General features: G+C 74.9%; 13 protein-coding genes. 10 read left to right on the top strand and 3 right to left on the bottom strand.

The features are described from left to right. Positions 1-97 precede the first annotated feature (97 nt). The gene (locus V5D56_RS00430) at positions 98-769 is read right to left on the bottom strand and encodes a peptidase (RefSeq protein ID WP_435737105.1); all 672 of its coding nucleotides are present in this window, start codon (positions 767-769) and stop codon (positions 98-100) included. A gap of 224 nt (positions 770-993) precedes the next feature. After that, positions 994-2,838, bottom strand: a complete 1,845-nt coding sequence (locus V5D56_RS00425; RefSeq protein WP_435737104.1) for a DUF4012 domain-containing protein — start codon at positions 2,836-2,838, stop codon at positions 994-996. Positions 2,839-3,055: 217 nt separating this feature from the next. Between V5D56_RS00425 and V5D56_RS00420 the strand changes: the two genes are divergently transcribed. The 9 genes from V5D56_RS00420 (at position 3,056) to V5D56_RS00380 (ending at position 13,148) form a co-directional block, all read left to right on the top strand. Further along, positions 3,056-3,682 carry an RNA polymerase sigma factor gene (locus V5D56_RS00420; protein WP_435737103.1) on the top strand — a complete coding sequence of 209 codons (627 nt, stop codon included), beginning with the start codon at positions 3,056-3,058 and terminating at the stop codon, positions 3,680-3,682. Between the two features lie 64 nt (positions 3,683-3,746). Then, a complete protein-coding gene (locus V5D56_RS00415; protein WP_435737102.1) occupies positions 3,747-5,267 on the top strand; it encodes a hypothetical protein in 1,521 nt (506 codons plus the stop codon). Positions 5,268-5,642: 375 nt separating this feature from the next. Further along, on the top strand, positions 5,643-6,854 hold the full coding sequence (locus tag V5D56_RS00410) for an inositol-3-phosphate synthase (RefSeq protein WP_435737101.1): 1,212 nt from the start codon (positions 5,643-5,645) through the stop codon (positions 6,852-6,854). A 2-nt stretch (positions 6,855-6,856) separates the two neighbouring features. Continuing rightward, a complete protein-coding gene (locus V5D56_RS00405; RefSeq protein WP_435737100.1) occupies positions 6,857-7,813 on the top strand; it encodes an SCO3242 family prenyltransferase in 957 nt (318 codons plus the stop codon). After that, positions 7,810-8,733 (top strand): sugar phosphate isomerase/epimerase family protein, encoded by a 924-nt coding sequence (locus V5D56_RS00400; RefSeq protein WP_435737099.1) that lies wholly within the window; start codon positions 7,810-7,812, stop codon positions 8,731-8,733. Before V5D56_RS00405 ends, V5D56_RS00400 begins: the two co-directional genes overlap by 4 nt. Next, on the top strand, positions 8,730-9,455 hold the full coding sequence (locus V5D56_RS00395) for an EboA domain-containing protein (protein WP_435737098.1): 726 nt from the start codon (positions 8,730-8,732) through the stop codon (positions 9,453-9,455). Before V5D56_RS00400 ends, V5D56_RS00395 begins: the two co-directional genes overlap by 4 nt. Then, entirely contained in the window at positions 9,455-10,333 is an 879-nt protein-coding gene (locus V5D56_RS00390) for a TatD family hydrolase (protein WP_435737097.1), read from the top strand. The genes V5D56_RS00395 and V5D56_RS00390 overlap by 1 nt, the downstream gene beginning before the upstream one ends. Before the next feature lie 68 nt (positions 10,334-10,401). Next, on the top strand, positions 10,402-11,733 hold the full coding sequence (gene eboE, locus V5D56_RS00385) for a metabolite traffic protein EboE (RefSeq protein WP_435737096.1): 1,332 nt from the start codon (positions 10,402-10,404) through the stop codon (positions 11,731-11,733). Further along, positions 11,730-13,148: an alkaline phosphatase family protein gene (locus V5D56_RS00380; RefSeq protein WP_435737095.1), complete on the top strand. Its 1,419-nt coding sequence runs from the start codon at positions 11,730-11,732 to the stop codon at positions 13,146-13,148. Before eboE ends, V5D56_RS00380 begins: the two co-directional genes overlap by 4 nt. 209 nt (positions 13,149-13,357) lie before the next feature. Here the strand turns inward: V5D56_RS00380 and V5D56_RS00375 are convergent, their stop codons facing one another. Next, a complete protein-coding gene (locus V5D56_RS00375; RefSeq protein ID WP_435737094.1) occupies positions 13,358-16,984 on the bottom strand; it encodes a S8 family serine peptidase in 3,627 nt (1,208 codons plus the stop codon). A gap of 280 nt (positions 16,985-17,264) precedes the next feature. Here V5D56_RS00375 and V5D56_RS00370 point away from each other — a divergent pair, with 280 nt between their 5' ends. Next, entirely contained in the window at positions 17,265-17,981 is a 717-nt protein-coding gene (locus V5D56_RS00370) for a hypothetical protein (RefSeq protein ID WP_435737093.1), read from the top strand.

The raw sequence follows: 17,981 nt of genomic DNA, 5'->3' as shown, positions 1-17,981 counted from the left end.
TCCCGCCCAAGGGCTGTACGACGACGGGCTCCGCACCTCGTGAGGTGCGGAGCCCGTCGTCGTGGTCCGGTCAGGGGGGTGCCCGGACCGGGACCGGTCAGCTCTTGCGCGTGCGCCGGGTCAGCAGCAGGATCGCTGCCCCGACGACGGCGAGACCCGCGGCGATCGCCGCGTACAGGCCGACCGTCGCGCCCGTCTCGGCCAGGCCGGGCGCGTCGCTCGACGTCGTCGTGCCGGGGTTCGACACCTGCTGGGCGGGCGGCGGGTCTTCCTCGCCGGGCGGGTTCGTCGCGCAGTTCGGCGACGACGGCGGGTAGTCCACCGTCACGACGGTCTCGGGGTTGACCTCGAAGAGCACCTCGACCGACGGGCGGACCCAGTCGAACTCGTCGCCCACGACCCACTCGCCACCCTCGAGGCGCCAGCCGGGCCAGTCGGCGCCGCGCCCGTCCGGGCCGACGACCGCGCCGGGCCAGATGACACGACCGCTGAGCGGCAGCCCGGACTGGACGATGTCGTCGCCGGAGGGGTTCTGCCACGTGATGGTCACGGTGTTGTTCTCGGTGCCCGTGACGTCGACCGCGTACTCGAGATACGGCACGTCGCCGTCGCAGACGGGGGAGAGGACCGTGAGGTCGATCGTGGGCTCGGGCGGGACGTACGAGTCGTCGGCGTGCGCCGACGGCGCAGCCAGTAGCACGGCGACGCCGACGGCTGCGGTGGCGGCGAGTGTGCGGACCGTGGTGCGCGACCCTCTCGAGCTGCTCATGGCTTCCTCGTCTCGGTCTCAGGAGGTGCGGTGCTGGAAGGAGGGAGCCGGCGAGCAGCGGCAGTGATACTCAGCCGCAGCCGCCGCGGCAGCTCTCCCGGAAGAATGGGGATGCGGCCACAGTATCGACGTCAGTGCTTCGAGTTGGACGATCGTCCGGGTGAAAAAGAATGCCGCCGGGCATCGTTACCGGTCCGTGATGAGAATTCACCCGCGGACGGTGGTCAGCCGCAGACCGGGACCTCGACGGTCTGCAGCCCTGCCGTGCGTGCCGTCGGCGTCGACCACACGTCGAGGAGGCCTGGTGAGGGGTCGGGCGCGTCGTCGTCGGCGGGCGACGTCGTCGCGAACGTGAGCGTCGTGGTCTGGCCGGGCGCGAGGTCCACCATGACCGACACCGCTGCGCGGTCACCGACGGTCCCGGGCTGGCCCGGCGCCGACCGGTCGTCGCGTCGGACGTCCGTGACGGTCTGGCCGCGCGGCGGGTACAGCACGACGAACGTCCGGGTGACGCCCGGCTCGACGCCGGAGATCCCCCCACCGGTCACGTACCACGGCAGACTCGTCGCGGCGTCTGCGGGGGCGGTCGAGGTCAGGTCGGCCGCGAACGTGTCGACGCGACCGTCGGCCGTGCAGCGGCTCCCCGTGTGCCGGACCGCGGTGTCGAGGTGGTAACCCATCTTTCCGCCGGTGCCGTCGTTGAGGAACACCCCGACGGAGCGCGCTGCCCGGTCCGCGGTGTCGATGTCGCCGGCCACGACCGTGCCCGCGAGGCTCTCCTGCTCGTCCGCGTGGGCCGACCACAGCATCAGGCGGTGCTCGTCCGCGGCACGCTCGACGGCATCGAGGGCCGTCGCAGGGTCCGCACCGCCGCCGAGGAACGCGCTGAGGACCGACGACGCCACCGTGCCGAAGAATTCGTCGGTCGCGGGGCCGGGCTCGAGCTGCGCGTAGCTGTCCGAGAGCAGGGTGCGGACCACCGTCGTCGAGTCCACGGTCGTGCCCGCCACGTCGACGGGTCCCGTCGACTCGAGGAGGTAGGACAGGGCGACGGGATCGGTCGCGACGACCCCGTCCACCTGTTCGCCCTGGGCCCGCTCCCACATCTCGGCGGAGAGCGCGGCCGCCGTCGGGAAGTCGGGCGTGAGCGTCGTGTCCTGGACGAAGCGCCCCACGCGGTCGGAGTAGAGCTGCTCGACGCCCGGGTCGAGCGGCAGGACCGGCTCGGCGAACGGCGGCACGTCGGCGGTCGAGGCCTGGCGCTCGAGGGCGACCCGTCCGTCGTCGACCGTGAGGACGGCGAGCGCCCCGGTGATGCCGCCTGCGGCGCGCAGCTCCGCGTTGTTGAGCGCGAGGACGAGGTAGCGGCGCGGGCCGTCGGCGCCGAGCATCGCCGGGCCGAGCGTCGTGACGCGATCGGTGGTGCGCACGAGCGGGCGCAGCTCGTCGGTCGCGGCGACGAGCCGGTCGTACGGCTCCGCGACCTCCGCGTGCAGGGCGGAGCGGTCCACCTGCGCGTGGCGCGCGTCGATGTCGTCGAACGCGGCAGCCGCACGCGCCGTCAGCGGGGCCGCCTCCTCGAGCGGTGCGAGGTCGACCGCGCCGTCGGTGATCGTGATCGCGTCCCCCTCGACGACGGCGAGGATCTGGGTCAGCGGGGGGAGGACGTCCGTGGCGAGGTCGTCGACGGTCGCCGCCGACGCCGCGTAGGCGCGGACGTCCTGCCCGACGACGGGCAGGTGCGCGGCGAGGGCCCAGAGGGGCCCGTCGGTGCTCGAGCGCGCGGTCGCGGTGAGCGGCTGGACGTCGGCGAGGATCGCGGACGCGGTCTCGACGTCCCCGGCGCGCAGCGCCTCCTCCGCCGCCGGCACCTCGGCCATCGCGCTCTCGAGCGCGCCTCCCGCGGCGAGCGCGTCGCGCACGAGGAGGGCGGCACCGACCAGGAGGAGGACCCCGAGCGCGACGAGCGACCAGCCCACCCACAGACCCCAGCGGCCACGACGGCGCCGGGGGCTCACCGGCCCGGCCTGCTGGTGCTCCGCCCCACCGGCGGCGTCGGTGGCGCTCATGGTCCTCAGCGTAGGGCGTCGGCGGTGGCAGGATCGTGCCCAGAGCGGGTGATCCTGTGGCGGCTCCCGGGACGGACGGGCGCCGGTTCCACGGCTCCCTCGGGTGCTCGCGGGGAAGCGACGAAGCGGCCGTGCAAGGACCCGCCGCCCCGCGACACAGAGCGGTTGACGAGCGTCCGCCACCTGCGGGCGACCGCCCGACGACACAGGAGCCGCCGTGACGACCGACGAGACGCCCGACGCGACGTCCGGTGCCGCACGCGAGCACCCGCCGCACGACCCGCCGCACGACCCGCCGCACGGCCTGCCGCACGATGCCGCGTGGTTCGCCGTGATCTTCGGCGCGCACTCGGGCGCCCTGTACCGCTACTTCCGGCGCCGCCTGCCCACCGGGCAGGGCGCCGTCGGCCCCGACGCCGAGGACCTCGCGGCCGAGGTGCTCGCGACGGCGTGGCGTCGTCGCGACGACGTGCCCGACGGCGCCGAGCTGCCCTGGCTGTACCGGACCGCCGGGTTCGTGCTGGCCAACCACCGGCGCAAGGCCCGGGCGGTCCCCGTCGCCGACGTGCCGGAGGAGGCCGACGCGGGCGCGGACGTCGAGCACGTCGTCGTGCAGGACGACGAGGTGCGGCGCGCGCTCGTCGCCCTGTCGCCGCGCGACCGGCGCATCCTGCTGCTCCACGCGTGGGAAGGGCTGACGGGCGACGAGCTGGCGGCCGTGCTCGGGGTGTCGCGCGGCGGGGCGGACGCCGCGCTGTCCCGCGCGCGGGCCCGGTTGCGCGCCGCGTGGGACGGCGGCGGCGCCGTCGCCGTGGCGCGCGCCCCGCAAGAGACCGGCGCCTGACGACACAAGCCCGGTGGACGACACAACCGTCGGACCCGCGTCCTGCGCAGTACCTGGAGTCGACATGACCACGAACACCCCTGACGAGCCCACCGCGGCACCGGCCGACCGGTCCGACCGGTCCGCCGACCGGTCCGACCGCTCCGGCCCGGTCGGGACCGACGACGCCGCGCTGGACCGGCTGCGAGCGGCAGACCCGGCCGCCGACGAGGTGCCCGACGTCGCCGTCATCGAGGCGGCGGTCCGCGAGCGCGCGCCCGAGGCGTTCGCCGGCGCCGGGGACGATGCCGGCCCTGCCTTGGTGCCGGTCGAGCTCCCGGTGGTGCCGGACGAGCTCGCCGCGCGGCGCCGCCGTCGTGCGCCGCTTCTCGTGGCCGCGGCTGTCGCGGGAGTGCTCGTGGTCGGCGGTGGCGGCTACGCGCTCGGCGCCGGGACGGGTGCGGGGAGCGCGTCGGACGAGCAGGCGGCCAGCTCGGCGCTCGCCCCGATCCAGCTCGGGTCGTCGGGGTCGGCGCAGGAGCACGCCGCGGCCGACGCGGCGGGCGGCGTCACTGCGGAGACCTTGGTCGGTCCGTCGTCGCGCGCGGCCTCCGACCTGGCCTACGGCGGCTGGGGCGGGCGGAGCGTGTTCCACCAGGACGGGCTGGCGACCGAGGCTGGGCGCGCCGACGCCTGGGCCTACGACGCGCAGGGCGTGTTCTCGCACGAGACGGTGCGCCGCGTCGCCGACGTCCTCGGCGTCGAGGGGGAGGTCCGCGAGGAGTTCGGCGCGCTCGCCGTCGGGGCGAGCGACTGGACGGGGCCGCGCGTCTCGATCCAGCCCGACGGTCTCGCGAGCGTCTCGTTCAACGACCCGACGAAGGACCCGTGGGGCTGCGTCGTCGTGACGCCGATGCCCGCGGAGGGCGGCTCCACCGACGGCGGCGAGGGGACGTCGTCCGCCGAGCCGGGGGCGTGCGTCGAGCAGGACCACGGCGCGCCGCCGAGCGGGGACGACGCGGTCGCGCAGCTGCGTGCGGTGCTCGGCGAGCTCGGCCTGGACGCCGGCGCGTTCGAGGTCGTCGCGGAGGAGCAGCCCGCGGACCAGGGCGCGCCGCGTGTCAGCATGGCGTCCGCGTTCGAGGTCGTGGACGGCCGGCGCACGGGCGTCGCGTGGGGCGCCACGTTCTCCGGCGCCGGCCTGTCGTCGCTCTACGGATCGCTCGCCCCGCGCGTGCCGCTGGGCACGTACGACGTCGTGAGCCCGGCCGAGGCGGTCGAGCGGCTCGGCGACCCGCGGTTCTCGGGCGGCGGCCCGATCGCGTGGGCGCGCGACGGCGTCGTGACGGCGGTCCCGGAGATCGGCATCGCCCCCGAGGAGATGGAGGCTCCCACGGTCCCGCCGACCGTCGCCGAGGGCAGCCGGTTCGCGTGGCCCGTGACCGACGTGACGATCACCGGCGCGCAGCTCGGCGCGGCCGTCCAGTACCAGCCGGACGGTGCCGCGGTGCTCGTCCCGGCGTACGAGCTGACCGACGCCGACGGGAACACGTGGTCGGTGCTCGCCGTCGTGGACGAGCAGCTCGACTTCGCCGCCGCTCCCTGAGCCTGGTCGAGCACGGGGTCAGCCACCGCCGAGCACGGGTTCAGCCACCGGATCCGACGAGATACGGTGGCTGAACCCGTGCTCGGCGCGCTCCTGGGCAGCCGGTTCGTGGCTGGCTCGTGGCCGGTTCGTGGCCGGCTCGTGGCGGCCGGTACGGGAGGGGCGTCCGCCTTTTGTCACCGGTTCCGTCCACTCCGAGCAGAACCGCACCGCTTTTGATTGACCACCGACAAAAGTGTGGTTAGGGTCGCTGCAGGCCGTCGCCTCGGGCACGCTCCCCGTGTGCTGCGGGCACCGGCCTGCGGTGGCAGTGAAGCCACCGTCGCGACACTTCGGTCCGCGCCCCGGCGTGCGGCCGACGGAACGGGAGCAACGATGCACCACAACGCCTCTGGTCGGACCGGACTGTGGCTCGTCGGGGCGCGCGGGTCGGTGGCGACCACCGCGGTCCTCGGCCTCGCCGCGATCGTCGACGGGCGCGCGGCGCCCACCGGGTGCGTCACCGCGCAGGAGCCGTTCGCCTCCGCGCCGCTCCCCGGCTTCGCGGACCTCGTCGTCGGCGGTCACGACATCACCGACGTCTCCCTGGCGAAGCACGCCGAGCTGCTCGTCGAGGCCGGCATGATCGCGCCGCGGCTGCTCGCCGCGACCCACGCCGCGCTGGAGCGGGCCGACGCCGAGGTGCGCCACGGCTACGACGCGCGCCCGGGCGCCGTCGGGCACGAGCGTCGTGAGTCGCAGCAGGCGGCGGCCGAGCGCCTCGCGGCCGACATCACCGACTTCCGCGAGCGCAACGGCCTCGCCCGCGTCGTCGTCGTGGACCTCGCGTCCACCGAGCCGCTGCCGGAGCCGCTGCCCGAGTTCTCGGACCGCGCCCTCCTCGAGGCCGCGCTCGCCGACCCCGATCGTGCCGTCCTCCCGGCGAGCTCCGTCGTGGCGTACGCGGCGCTGCTCGCGGGCGCGCCCTACGCCGGCTTCACGCCGTCGGCGAGCATGGACCTGCCCGTCCTCCTGGAGATCGCGCGCGAGCGGGGCGTCCCTGTCGCGGGCCAGGACGGCAAGACCGGCCAGACGTGGCTGCGCACGATCCTCGCGCCCGCGTTCGCCGCGCGCGGCCTGCGCGTGCTCTCGTGGGCCGGTGCGAACCTGCTGGGCGGGGGAGACGGCGCGACGCTCGCCGACCCCGAGGCGGTCCGCAGCAAGCTCGCGTCGAAGACCCGCGGCCTCCAGGACCTCACGGGCAGCGACGTCACCCCGCTGCACATCGACAACGTGCCCGACCTCGGCGACATCAAGGTCGCGTGGGACCACGTCCACGTCGAGGGCTTCCTCGGCTCGCGCCTGACGCTGCAGACGACGTGGTCCGCGTACGACTCGATGCTCGCCGCGCCGCTCGTGCTCGACCTCGCGCGCCTCCTCGCGCTCGCGGACGCCGCCGGCTGCGCAGGCCCGGTGCCGGAGCTCGGGTTCTTCTTCAAGGACCCGTGGGGCAGCGACGTCCACGACTTCGCGACGCAGACCGTCGCGCTCGCGGACTGGGTGCGTGCGGCGGGGGCACGCGTCACCGCGTCCGACGACCAGGCCTGACCGTGCCCACCAGCCCCACCCTGCGCGACCACCTCGACCTCGTCCGGGCCCCGGCCGTCCTGTCCGTCGTCGGCGACACGCTCGCCGGCGCGGCGGCCGCCGGCCACCGGTTCACGCCGCGCCGCGCGCTCCTGCCGCTCGCGTCAGCGTGCCTGTACGCGGGTGGGATGGCGCTCAACGACTACTCCGACCGGCACCTCGACTCGCTCGAGCGGCCCGAGCGGCCCATCCCCTCGGGCCGCGTCACGCCGCGCCGTGCGCTCCAGGTCGGGACCGGCCTCACCGCCGCCGGGATCGGGCTCGCCGCCGCCGGTGGCGGACGCCGCGCGCTCGCCGTCGCCGTGCCGCTCGCCGCGGCCGTGTGGACCTACGACACGGTCGCCAAGGACCGTCCCGTCGGCCCGGTCGTCATGGCGGCGTGCCGCGGCCTCGACGTGCTGCTCGGCGCGGGGGTCGGGCACCTGCGCGCGGCGCTGCCCGCCGCGACGGCGCTCGCCGCGCACACCGCCGGCGTCACGGTGCTCTCGCGCGGCGAGGTCCACGGCACGACGACGCCCGTCGCCGCGAGCGTCGCGGGCGGGACGCTCGCGGTGGCCGGGGCGGTCGTCGCGGGGGTGCTGCGCGAGCGCACCTCCGCGCGCCGCGCCGCGCCGGCACCCACCGGCTCACCGAGCGCGCGGCGAGGGTCGGCCGCACGCGCTGCCGCGCTCGCCGCCGCCGGGGCCTACGTCGCGTCGTGCCTCCCGCGCCAGCTCGACGCGGCGCTCACGCCGTCCGCCGACAACGCGCGCACCGCGACGCGCGCCGGCATCCAGGCGATGGTGCCCCTCCAGGCCGCGTGGGCGGCACGCGGCGGCAGCGCCGGGTCCGCGCTCGCCCTCGCCGGCGTCGCGGTCGCGGGGCGGCTCGTGCGCCGCGCGGGACGGCGTCCCGGCCGGGCCGAGATGAGCGAGACGTGAGCGCCGGGACCGGGCCGGGCGCCGGCGTCGGGCGCGGCACGCCCCCGTTCGCGCTCGGCTACGGCACGAACGGCTTCACGGACCACCCGCTCGACGACGTGCTCACCGTGCTCGAGCACGAGGGCTACGACGCCGTCGCCCTCACCCTGGGCTTCCCGCACCTCGACCCGTTCGCCCCCGGCTGGGGCGACCGCGTCGACGCCCTGCGGTCCCGTCTCGCGCGGACGCACGACGGCGCGGGGATGCGGGTCGTCGTCGAGACGGGCACCCGGTTCCTCCTCGACCCGTACCGCAAGCACCGCCCGACGCTCGTCGACGCCGAGGCCGAGCCGCGGCTGCGGTTCCTCGAGCGGGCCGTCGAGATCGCCGCGGGCCTCGACGCGGAGTGCGTCTCGTTCTTCTCCGGCGTCCTGCCCGACGACGCGTCCCCGGCCGACGGGTGGGCGCGGCTGCGCGACCGGCTCCCGGGTCTGCTCGAGCACGCGCACGGCCTGGGCGTGCGGCTCTCGCTCGAGCCGGAGCCCGGGATGCTCGTCGAGACGGTCGCCGACGCGCTGCGGCTGCGCGAGGACCTCGGGGGACCTCCCGGCCTCGGCATCACGGTCGACGTCGGGCACTGCCTCGTCGTCGAGCCCGACGGGGTGGTGGGCGCGCTGCGCGCCGCCGCGCCGTACCTTGCGAACGTCCAGCTCGACGACATGCCGTCGACGCACCACGAGCACCGGCCCTTCGGCGAGGGGGAGATCGACCTGCCTCTCGTGCTCGCGACGCTCGCGGACGTCGGGTACACCGGCGTCGCGGCCGTCGAGCTGCCCCGCCACTCCTACGACGCCCCGGGCCTCGCGCGGCGCAGCATGACAGCGCTGCACGACGCGTGGTCCGCGAGTACCGCCCCCGCCCACCCCCAGGAGGTGCCATGACCGAGGACCAGACCCCCCGGGTCGACGACGCGACCGGCAGCCCCGGCGACCGCTGGCTCGCCGACGCCCTCGCCGACGTCGCGCGCGACCCCGGCTCGGCCGCGCGTGCGTTCGCCCTCGCCGGCCGCAAGGTCGGACGGTCGGCCCTGCGCCCGGACGAGGACCCCGCGGGCGTCCTGCACGGCACCGTCGACGACGCCGCCCGCGCGTCGCTCGTGGTGGCGCTCGCCGACGCGCTGGGACCGGACCGGGGTGCCGCGCTCGGTGCCCGGCTCGCCGACCTGTACCAGCACGGGGACACCGCGGAGCGGCGCGGGGTCCTGCGCGGCCTCGACGCGCTGAGCGAGCGGGGGACGCTCGACCCGGACGTCGCGGTCGTCGGGACCGAGCTCGCCGCGGACGCGCTGCGCACCAACGACCAGAGCCTCGTCGCCGCGGCGGTCGGCCCGTTCGCCGCCGCGCACCTCGACCAGCACGCGTGGCGGCACGCGGTGCTCAAGCTCGTGTTCATGGGCGTGAGCCTCGACGCCGTCGCCGGTCTCGACGACCGGGCCGACGACGAGCTCGCGCGCATGGCCCGCGACTTCGCCGCGGAACGGCGGGCGGCGGGGCGCGTGGTGCCCGACGACGTCGCGCGCCTCGCCCCCGACGTCACCACCGGCCCCACCCGGCCCGACCAGGCCACCCCCGGCACGTCGTCCACCACCGGAAGGAGCGCCTGATGCGCATCTTCGACCCCCACATCCACATGACGAGCCGCACGACGGACGACTACGAGGCGATGTACGCCGCGGGCGTGCGCGCCCTCGTCGAGCCCGCGTTCTGGCTCGGGCAGCCGCGCACCACCGTCGGGTCGTTCCTCGACTACTTCGACGCGCTGCTCGGCTGGGAGAGGTTCCGGGCCGCGCAGTTCGGGATCCGCCACCACGCGACGATCGCCCTCAACCCCAAGGAGGCGAACGACGCGCGCTGCCGAGAGGTGCTCGACGAGATCCCGCGCTACCTGCTCAAGGACGGCGTGGTCGCCGTCGGCGAGGTCGGGTACGACTCGATGACGCCCGAGGAGGACGAGGTGTTCGCGCGCCAGCTCCAGATGGCGCGCGCCGCCGAGCTGCCCGTCCTCGTGCACACGCCGCACCGCGACAAGCTCGCGGGTACGCGGCGGACGCTCGACGTCGTGCGCGAGTCGGGGCTGCCGTCCGAGCACGTGCTCGTGGACCACCTCAACGAGACCAACGTCGCGCTCGTGCGCGACGCCGGGGCGTGGGCCGGGTTCTCGATCTACCCGGACACCAAGATGGACGAGGACCGCATGGTCGCGATCCTGCAGGAGCACGGGACCGAGCGGATGATCGTCAACTCCGCCGCGGACTGGGGCCGGTCCGACCCGCTCAAGACGCTCAAGACCGGGCAGGCGATGCTCGCCGCCGGGTTCTCGGACGACGACGTCGACACGGTGCTGTGGCGCAACCCGGTGGAGTTCTACGGGCAGTCCGGCAACCTCGTGCTCGACCCGGTCCCGGGGTTCGCGGCCGGGGAACTCCCGACGCCGGGCGTCGAGTTCGAGGGCTCGTCCGTGCTGCGCGGCGCACGCGCCTGAGCCGCCCGCGCGTCCTCCCCGTCCCTCACCGACGACCGGGCCCGTCCCGGGATCGGAGCTGCTCCACCGTGCTTCTGTCGTACTGCACCAACGTCCACCCCGCCGAGGACCTCGACGGGGTCCTCGACCAGCTCGCGCGCTACGCCGCGCCCGTGCGCGAGGCCGCCGGCCTCGACGTGCTCGGCGTGGGCCTCTGGTTGCCCGCGGTCCTCGCGCACCGGCTCGCCGGGTCGCCCGGGGACCGTGACCGGCTGCGCGCGGCCCTGGCCGAGCACCGCCTCCAGGTCCACACGCTCAACGCGTTCCCGTACGGCGGGTTCCACGCCGAGGTCGTCAAGCTCGACGTCTACACGCCGACGTGGGCCGACCCCGAGCGGCTCGCATACACGCTCGAGTGCGCGGAGGTCCTCGCGGACCTGCTGCCCGACGGCGTCGACGGGTCGATCTCGACGCTCCCGCTCGCGTGGCGCGAGCCGTGGTCCGCGGCCGACGACGACGCGGCGACCCGCGCGTTCGTCGAGCTCTCGGCCGGGCTCCGGGACCTGCGGGAGCGCACGGGGAAGACCGTGCGCGTCGCGGTCGAGCCCGAGCCGGGCTGTGTGCTGGACACCGTCGAGGACGTCGTCACGTGGCTCGCGGCCCGCACCGGCTCCGGGGCGGACGCGGACGCCGGGCGGCGCATCGACCCCGAGCACGTGGGGGTGTGCCTCGACACGTGCCACCTGGCGGTGTCGTTCGCGGACCCGGCCGGAGCGGTCCGCCGGATCACCGACGCAGGTCTTCGCGTGGTCAAGGTGCAGGCGTCGGCCGCGCTCCACGTGCAGGACGCCGCCGACCCGGCCGCGCGCGAGGCCGTCGCGCGCTTCGCGGAGAAGCGCTACATCCACCAGGTCCGCGAGCTCGCCGCCGACGGAACCGTGCTGCCCGCGGACGACCTGCCCGACGCGCTGGGCGACACCTCCACACCCGAGGCGCGGGACGACGTCGGGCACCCCGGGGCGAGCGACCCCGGGACGGCGGGGGACGGCGTCGGGCACGGGCTGCCGGGGGAGGGGCCGTGGCGCGTGCACTTCCACGTGCCGCTGCACCACGAGCCCGAGGCGCCGCTCGCGGCGACGACGGACGTGCTGCGCGCCGCGGTCGCTGCGGTGCGGGAGGCGCCGCACGGCGACGAGGCGCACCTCGACGTCGAGACGTACACGTGGTCCGTGCTGCCCGAGGGCGCCGCGACCGACTCGCTCGTCGCGGGCATCGCGGCCGAGCTGCGCTGGGCAGTACGCGAGCTCGGCCCGACCACGGGGACATCCACCGCCGAGCACGGGGATGGCTACCGGAATCCGTCCGAAACGGTGGACAAGCCCGTGTTCGGCACCGCAGGAACGACCAGGAGGACCGCATGAAGCCCGTGCTGCTGCTCGACGTCGTCGGGCTCACGTCGACCGCGCTCGCCCACATGCCCCGGCTGCGCCAGCTCGCCGCGGGCGGCTGGCAGTCCGAGCTGCGGACCGTCCTCCCCGCCGTCACGTGCTCGGTCCAGTCGACGATGCTCACGGGCCTGAGCCCGGCGCAGCACGGGATCGTGGGCAACGGCTGGTACTTCCGCGAGCTCGGCGACGTCTACCTGTGGCGTCAGCACAACCGGCTCGTCGAGGGGGAGAAGCTCTGGGAGGCGGCGCGCTCGGCGCGCTCCGGCTACAGCAGCGCGAACGTGTGCTGGTGGTACGCGATGGGCATGTCGACGGACGTGACGATCACCCCGCGACCGATCTACCACGCCGACGGGCGCAAGTCGCCCGACGCGTACGTGCGCCCGCCGGCGCTGCACGACGACCTCGTCGAGCGGTTCGGCGAGTTCCCCCTGTTCACGTACTGGGGCCCGACGGCGTCGATCGCGTCGTCGCGCTGGATCGTCGACGCGACGCGGCACGTGCTGCGCACCCACGCGCCGGACCTCACGATGACGTACGTCCCGCACCTCGACTACGACCTGCAGCGGTTCGGCCCGAACGACGCGCGGTCGCACGCCGCGGCGGCCGAGCTCGACGCGGCGCTCGCGCCGCTCCTCGACGACTGCGCGAACCAGGGCGTCACGGTGCTCGTGGTGTCCGAGTACGGCATCGCCGACGTCGACCGGCCGGTGCACCTCAACCGCATCCTGCGGCGCGAGGGGCTGCTCGAGGTCTACGTGCAGGACGGCAGGGAGCAGCTCGACCCGTGGGCGTCGCGCGCGTTCGCCGTCGCGGACCACCAGGTCGCGCACGTGTACCTCGGCGACCCGCAGGACACCGCGCTGCAGCGCAAGGTCGCCGACCTGCTCCGCGCCGTGCCCGGTGTCGACGAGGTGCTCGACCGCGAGGCGCAGGCCCGCTACGGGCTCGACCACGAGCGGTCCGGCGAGCTCGTCGTCGTGGCCGAGCCGGGCGCGTGGTTCACGTACTACTTCTGGCTCGACGACGACCGCGCGCCCGAGTACGCGCGCGGCGTCGACATCCACCGCAAGCCGGGCTACGACCCCGCCGAGCTGTTCTTCGACCCGGCCGACCGGCTCGCCAAGGCCAAGGCGGGCCTCAACCTCGTGAAGAAGAAGGTCGGCCTGCGCTACGCGATGAGCACGGTGCCGCTCGACGCGTCGTACGTGAAGGGCTCGCACGGGCGCCTGCCGACGTCGTCGGCGGATACTCCGCTCGTGCTGTGTTCGGACGCGGAGGTCCCGGCGTCCGTCGCGGGGATCGTCGCCTCCGACGACGCCCAGGTCCCCGCCGCGGCGATCAAGGGCCTCGTGCTCGAGCTGCAAGGGCTCGGCGCGCGCGTCTGACACCGCCGTCGCCGAGATAGAGCCTGAACCGCCGAGATAGAGCCCTGGTTGGCGAGATAGAGCCCTGGTCCACGGACCGGGGCTCTATCTCGCCAACCAGGGCTCTATCTCGGCAACCAGCGGTTCGTGCGCGTGCCCGCGCCGGCTCGTCAGCGACGGCGAGGGCCGCCACCCGTGCGGGTGACGGCCCTCGCCGCGTGCCGTGTCGCCTACGAGCAGCTCAGTGCCTCGTACGCGGCGTCGTACGACGTCGTGACCTCGGCGCCGTCGATCTCGGCCGTGGCGTCGACGGTCACGGAGCCCGCCTCGACCGACGTGTCGCGGACGGCGAACGCCTGGTACGCGTTCTTGCCCTCCTTGACCTTGTTGAACGTCCGGTCGCCGTACGGCGTGTCCACCGTGATGTCCGCCCGCGCCCCGGACTCGTTGAGCACGCGGACGGCCACGTAGGCCTTGCCCGCGAGGCAGCGCGACTCGGCCGTCACCGCGACGTCGACGGCGGCGTCGGACGTCGTGACGTCCACGGTCTGCCACCGCTTGCCCGGCGTCGCGTTGTGCAGGTGGAGCAGCAGCAGCTTGCCGCTGCCCTCCTCGGCGGCGGCCTCCGACCGGTGCACCGTGACGGGGGCGTCGTCCGCGCCGAGGTAGACCAGCTCGTCCTCACCCTCGAACCAGTAGGCGGGGTCGTACGGGTCGCCCGTGAACGTGTCGGTGGCGTCGACGAGCTGGTCGTCGCCGGACGCGTACGGCGAGTAGGTCCGCACCTGGAACGTCGGGACGGTGCCCTCCTCGATCCCGAGCGAGCCGATGCCCACCGGGATGACGACGACGTTGTTGTCGAACACCGAGGTGTCGACGTCGCCCCACAGGGAGTTGACCGGCTGGAGGTCGATGTTGTCGCCGGCCTCGTACTCCGTGCCGTCGGGTGCCGTCCAGTCCTTGAGGGTGAACGTCGCCGCGAGGGTGAGGTCGGTCTCGTCGTTGTACTTGAGGACCGAGACCTCGAAGTCCGACGACCCGTCGGAGTCGACGTCGACCTCGACCGACGGGCTCGCGGCCGAGCCGAGGCTCGCCCACGGGCCGTCGACCGCGACGCCGATGCCGATGGTGCCGTCGGCCGGGTCGTCGCCCGCCGCGGCGAGCTGCGGCGCCGTCGAGGTGAACCCGACCGCGCGGATGTCCGTCGAGGCGATGGCCGTGGCCGAGGTGCCCTCCGACGCGTCGGCCTCGAGCCGCGGGCTCGTGGCCTTGAGCTCGAACGGCGCGAGCAGCGAGAACCAGCCGCCCGAGGCGACGCCCCGGCCGTCCAGGTCGAGCTCGGCGGTGTCGGCCTGCGCCCCGAAGGTGACCGGCTTGGCCGTGAGGTCGCTGACCAGTCGCGGCGACGCCTGGACCGGCACGCGGAGCTCGCTGCTGCCGTCGGTCGGCGTGAGGACCACGCGCCCGCTCACCGACGACACGAAGTCGCGCGGGACGCCGAGGCCGGAGTCGGCCGACGACGTCGGGTCGAGCTCCTTGGCGAGCGTCGCCGGGTCCGCGGTGAGGGTCACGGTGACGACCGTCTGCTGCCCGGCCGGGACGGTGACCGTCGCGGGTGCCACGGAGACCGTCGCGCCGCCGGCCGTGCTCGACGACGTGAAGCCGGTCGCGTACGTGACCGCGGCGTCACCGGTGTTGCGGACGGTGACGGCCTGGCGCTTCGTCACGGTCGTCGCGCCGACGTCGACGACGCCGAACGCGACGGACACGAGCTCGGACGCCTGCGAGGCGTAGGCGAGCGTCGTGTTGCTCACCGCCTCGAGCGCGTCCACGCGCCCGGACCCGACGCGCTCCGGCCCGTAGGCCGTGCCGGTCCCCGAGGGGCCCGTGAAGACGTCGTGCGTCGCGGTGTTCATGACCGAGGTCTTGATCTCCTGCGGGCCCCAGCCGGGCTGTGCCTGCTTGACGAGGGCCGCGATGCCCGTGACGTGCGGGGCCGACATGGACGTCCCCGACTTGATGCCCGCGCCGTCGAGGCGACCCGAGGCCGCGGAGGCGATGCCGGTACCCGGGGCCGCGACGTCGGGCTTGACGATGCCGAGCGACCCGTGGACGCCGCGCGACGACCCGCTGTTCAGCGTGTCCCCGATCTCGGGGATCTCGACGAACGACGCCATCGCGTACGACGGCCCGATCGTCAGGACGACCGTGCCCGCCTCGATCGCCGGGCGCAGCGCTGCGTGGCTCGGGCCGGTGAGCTGGGCGCCGGGGATGTTCTGGTTGCCGGCGATCCCGGCGACGAACGACTGCAGCTCGGACGACAGGAGCACGCCCACCGCTCCGGCCGCCTCGGCGTTGTTGAAGCGTGCGGCGCTGCCGCACGCGCGCGTCGCGTCGTCGTCGTCCCAGTAGAGGAACGCGATCTTCCCGGCGACCGCCGCGGCCTGCTCGGGCGTGTACGCCGTGCAGCCGGAGAAGTCGTCGGCGACGAACGCGACCGGTGCGGTCACGTCCTCCTCGCCGCGGTACTCGACCGAGTTCTGCGCCGCGTACGTGCCGGCGAGCTCGGCCGGCTCGACGACCTCGACGGCGTCGAACGTCTGGGTGTTCCCCACCGAGTTCGCCACGGTGAGGGCCGAGCGCGAGTTGCCCGGCGATCCGCCGACGTCCGTCACGTCGCCCGAGTTGCCCGCCGAGTTGACGGACAGCGTGCCGAGGCGCGAGAGCTGGTCGATGAAGAGGTTCTCCGGGTCGTCGGCGGGGGAGCCGGCCGAGCCGAGGGACAGGTTGACGATGTCGAGGCGGTCGGACAGGTCGCCGTCCTGGTTCGGGTCGGCGGCCCACTCGAGCGCGTCGACGACGACGCCGGTCGAGCCGCCGAGGTCGCCGAACACCTTGAGCGCGTACACGCCCGCCTCCGGCGCCGAGCCGGGCCCGACCTTCCAGTCCGCGAGGTCGGTCAGCGTGGAGTAGTCGCCGTCGAACGTCGTGCCGTCGGCCGTGACGCCGTAGCCGGCGGCGGTGCCGGCGACGTGCGAGCCGTGGCCCGAGCCGATCGTGTCGAGCGAATCGATGGGGTTCTCGTCGGGTGACGGCACGAGCGTCGTGCCCTCGACCGTGCCCGAGGCGTCGTAGTCGTAGCCCGCGAAGTCGTGGCCGCCGAGGAACTTCAGCTCGTCGTACGTGCCCTCGGGGACCGGGCCGTCGCCGCGCTCGCCGTACGCCTCGTCGTAGGCCTCCTGCGTGCCGGGGCCGCCGAAGTCCGCGTGCGTGTAGTCGATGCCGGTGTCGATGATGCCGATGCGCACGCCCTCGCCGGTGAGGCCGGTGCTCTGCCACGTCTCGGCGGCGCGCGTGAACAGGTCGGTGCCCTTGTTCGTGGGCTTCTTCGGGGTGATCCGGTAGACCGTGACGACCTTGTCGTCGTGCGCGAGGTCGCGCACGCGGTCCGCGTCGCCCGTGACGACGACGCCCGAGACGAGCGTGCTCGTCACCGAGACCTGCTGAGGGCTGCGTGCCCCGGCGCTGCGGGCGGTCGCCTGCTGCGGGACGACGTCGTCCGCGAGCGTGGCGACGTCGGCCGCGTTGTCCTCGACCTCCTGAGGGCTCGCGCCCTGCGCGGCGAGGTCGACGCCCGACGGCGCGTCGAGCTGGACGAAGGCCGTCACGGTCCCGGTGGCGGAGGCGAGCGACGGTGCGACCTTGTCGGTCGGCTCGAGCCCGGCGTTCCTCTGGACCGCCAGGCCACCGGGTTCGTCCGGTGGTGGGGCGGCGGCGGCCGGGACGGCGGCCGCGGCGACGACCGCGAGCCCCGCGGCGGCCGCGGTCAAGGAGACGGGCAGAGAACGGTGCTTCATCGACACTCATTTCCCCGGCTGGACCGGTGGGTGGAGGGGAGCGTAAGTGGGCCTCGCGGGACGACGCCGACCGGTCGGACGGGTGCCCCCGTTGCACGGTAACCTCCCGACGCCCTGGTTGCCCAGGGACAGCGTCCTCCCGGTCGCGACAGGACGGCCACCGGAACCTAGGATGCCGCCCGGGGGGCACGGGACGACGCGGTCCCGTGGGAGGCCCCTTCCCGCGTCAGGTCCACGGGTGCGACACACCGGGGGCGTGGCCCACGCAGAAGGAGAAACCATGCAGCGACGACCGTCCCGCTTCCTGTCCGCCGCGCTCGCGTCCGTCCTCGGCGCCGCCGTGGCCCTCGCCGTCCCGGCCGTGGCCTCGGCCGCCGAACCCGACCTGACCGTGAAGACGTGGGAGCGTCCGGGGTCCGGCGCGGCTCCGGCCGCCGACGAGGTCTGCACCGTGCAGGCGCAGCCCGTCGTCGCCGGGCAGGACGCGTCGCTCGTGCCGCCGTCGCTCGCCGAGTGCTTCGACACGCTCGAGGACGCGCTCGCCCACGTGACCGGCAGCCCCGTCCCGGCGGCCGAGGGTGTCGCCGCGGGTGACCTCCCTCGCGTGCGCGCCGCCGTGGAGGCCGCGAACGCCCGCAGCACGGCGGAGGCCGGCACCACGGCCGACGCGCGGACCACCGCCGCCGCCGCGTCCTCGCTCGTGCTCGGGCTGATCCACCGTGACGCCGGCTACAAGGGCAGCCAGACCCTCCTGTGGGGCAAGGGGTCCAACGGGTGCTTCTCCGGGTCGACCTACGGGTTCTCCAACCTGGCGAACTTCCTCCAGAACAACGTCATCAGCTCGGCCGAGTCGTTCGCGGGGTGCTGGAGCACCTTCTACGACGGGTACAGCTACGGCGGCGACCGCCGCAACTGCACGCCGAGCTGCGCGACGATGGGCTCCATGGACAACCGGGCGTCGTCGATCGTGTACCGACCGAGGGGCACGCTGGGCTGA

Source organism: Cellulosimicrobium sp. PMB13, assembly GCF_051294865.1.
GTDB lineage: Bacteria > Actinomycetota > Actinomycetes > Actinomycetales > Cellulomonadaceae > Cellulosimicrobium.
The sequence above is the reverse complement of the archived record's forward strand: the minus strand, read 5'-3'. Positions and strand labels throughout refer to the sequence as shown.

Excerpts from the sequence above, each read along its gene's own strand:
- V5D56_RS00395 (WP_435737098.1), top strand. The coding sequence starts at position 8,730 with ATGACCGAGGACCAGACCCCCCGGGTCGACGACGCGACCGGCAGCCCC.
- V5D56_RS00415 (WP_435737102.1), top strand. The coding sequence starts at position 3,747 with ATGACCACGAACACCCCTGACGAGCCCACCGCGGCACCGGCCGACCGG.
- V5D56_RS00370 (WP_435737093.1), top strand. The coding sequence starts at position 17,265 with ATGCAGCGACGACCGTCCCGCTTCCTGTCCGCCGCGCTCGCGTCCGTC.
- V5D56_RS00375 (WP_435737094.1), bottom strand. The coding sequence starts at position 16,984 with ATGAAGCACCGTTCTCTGCCCGTCTCCTTGACCGCGGCCGCCGCGGGG.
- V5D56_RS00425 (WP_435737104.1), bottom strand. The coding sequence starts at position 2,838 with ATGAGCGCCACCGACGCCGCCGGTGGGGCGGAGCACCAGCAGGCCGGG.
- V5D56_RS00390 (WP_435737097.1), top strand. The coding sequence starts at position 9,455 with ATGCGCATCTTCGACCCCCACATCCACATGACGAGCCGCACGACGGAC.
- V5D56_RS00410 (WP_435737101.1), top strand. The coding sequence starts at position 5,643 with ATGCACCACAACGCCTCTGGTCGGACCGGACTGTGGCTCGTCGGGGCG.
- V5D56_RS00430 (WP_435737105.1), bottom strand. The coding sequence starts at position 769 with ATGAGCAGCTCGAGAGGGTCGCGCACCACGGTCCGCACACTCGCCGCC.
- V5D56_RS00380 (WP_435737095.1), top strand. The coding sequence starts at position 11,730 with ATGAAGCCCGTGCTGCTGCTCGACGTCGTCGGGCTCACGTCGACCGCG.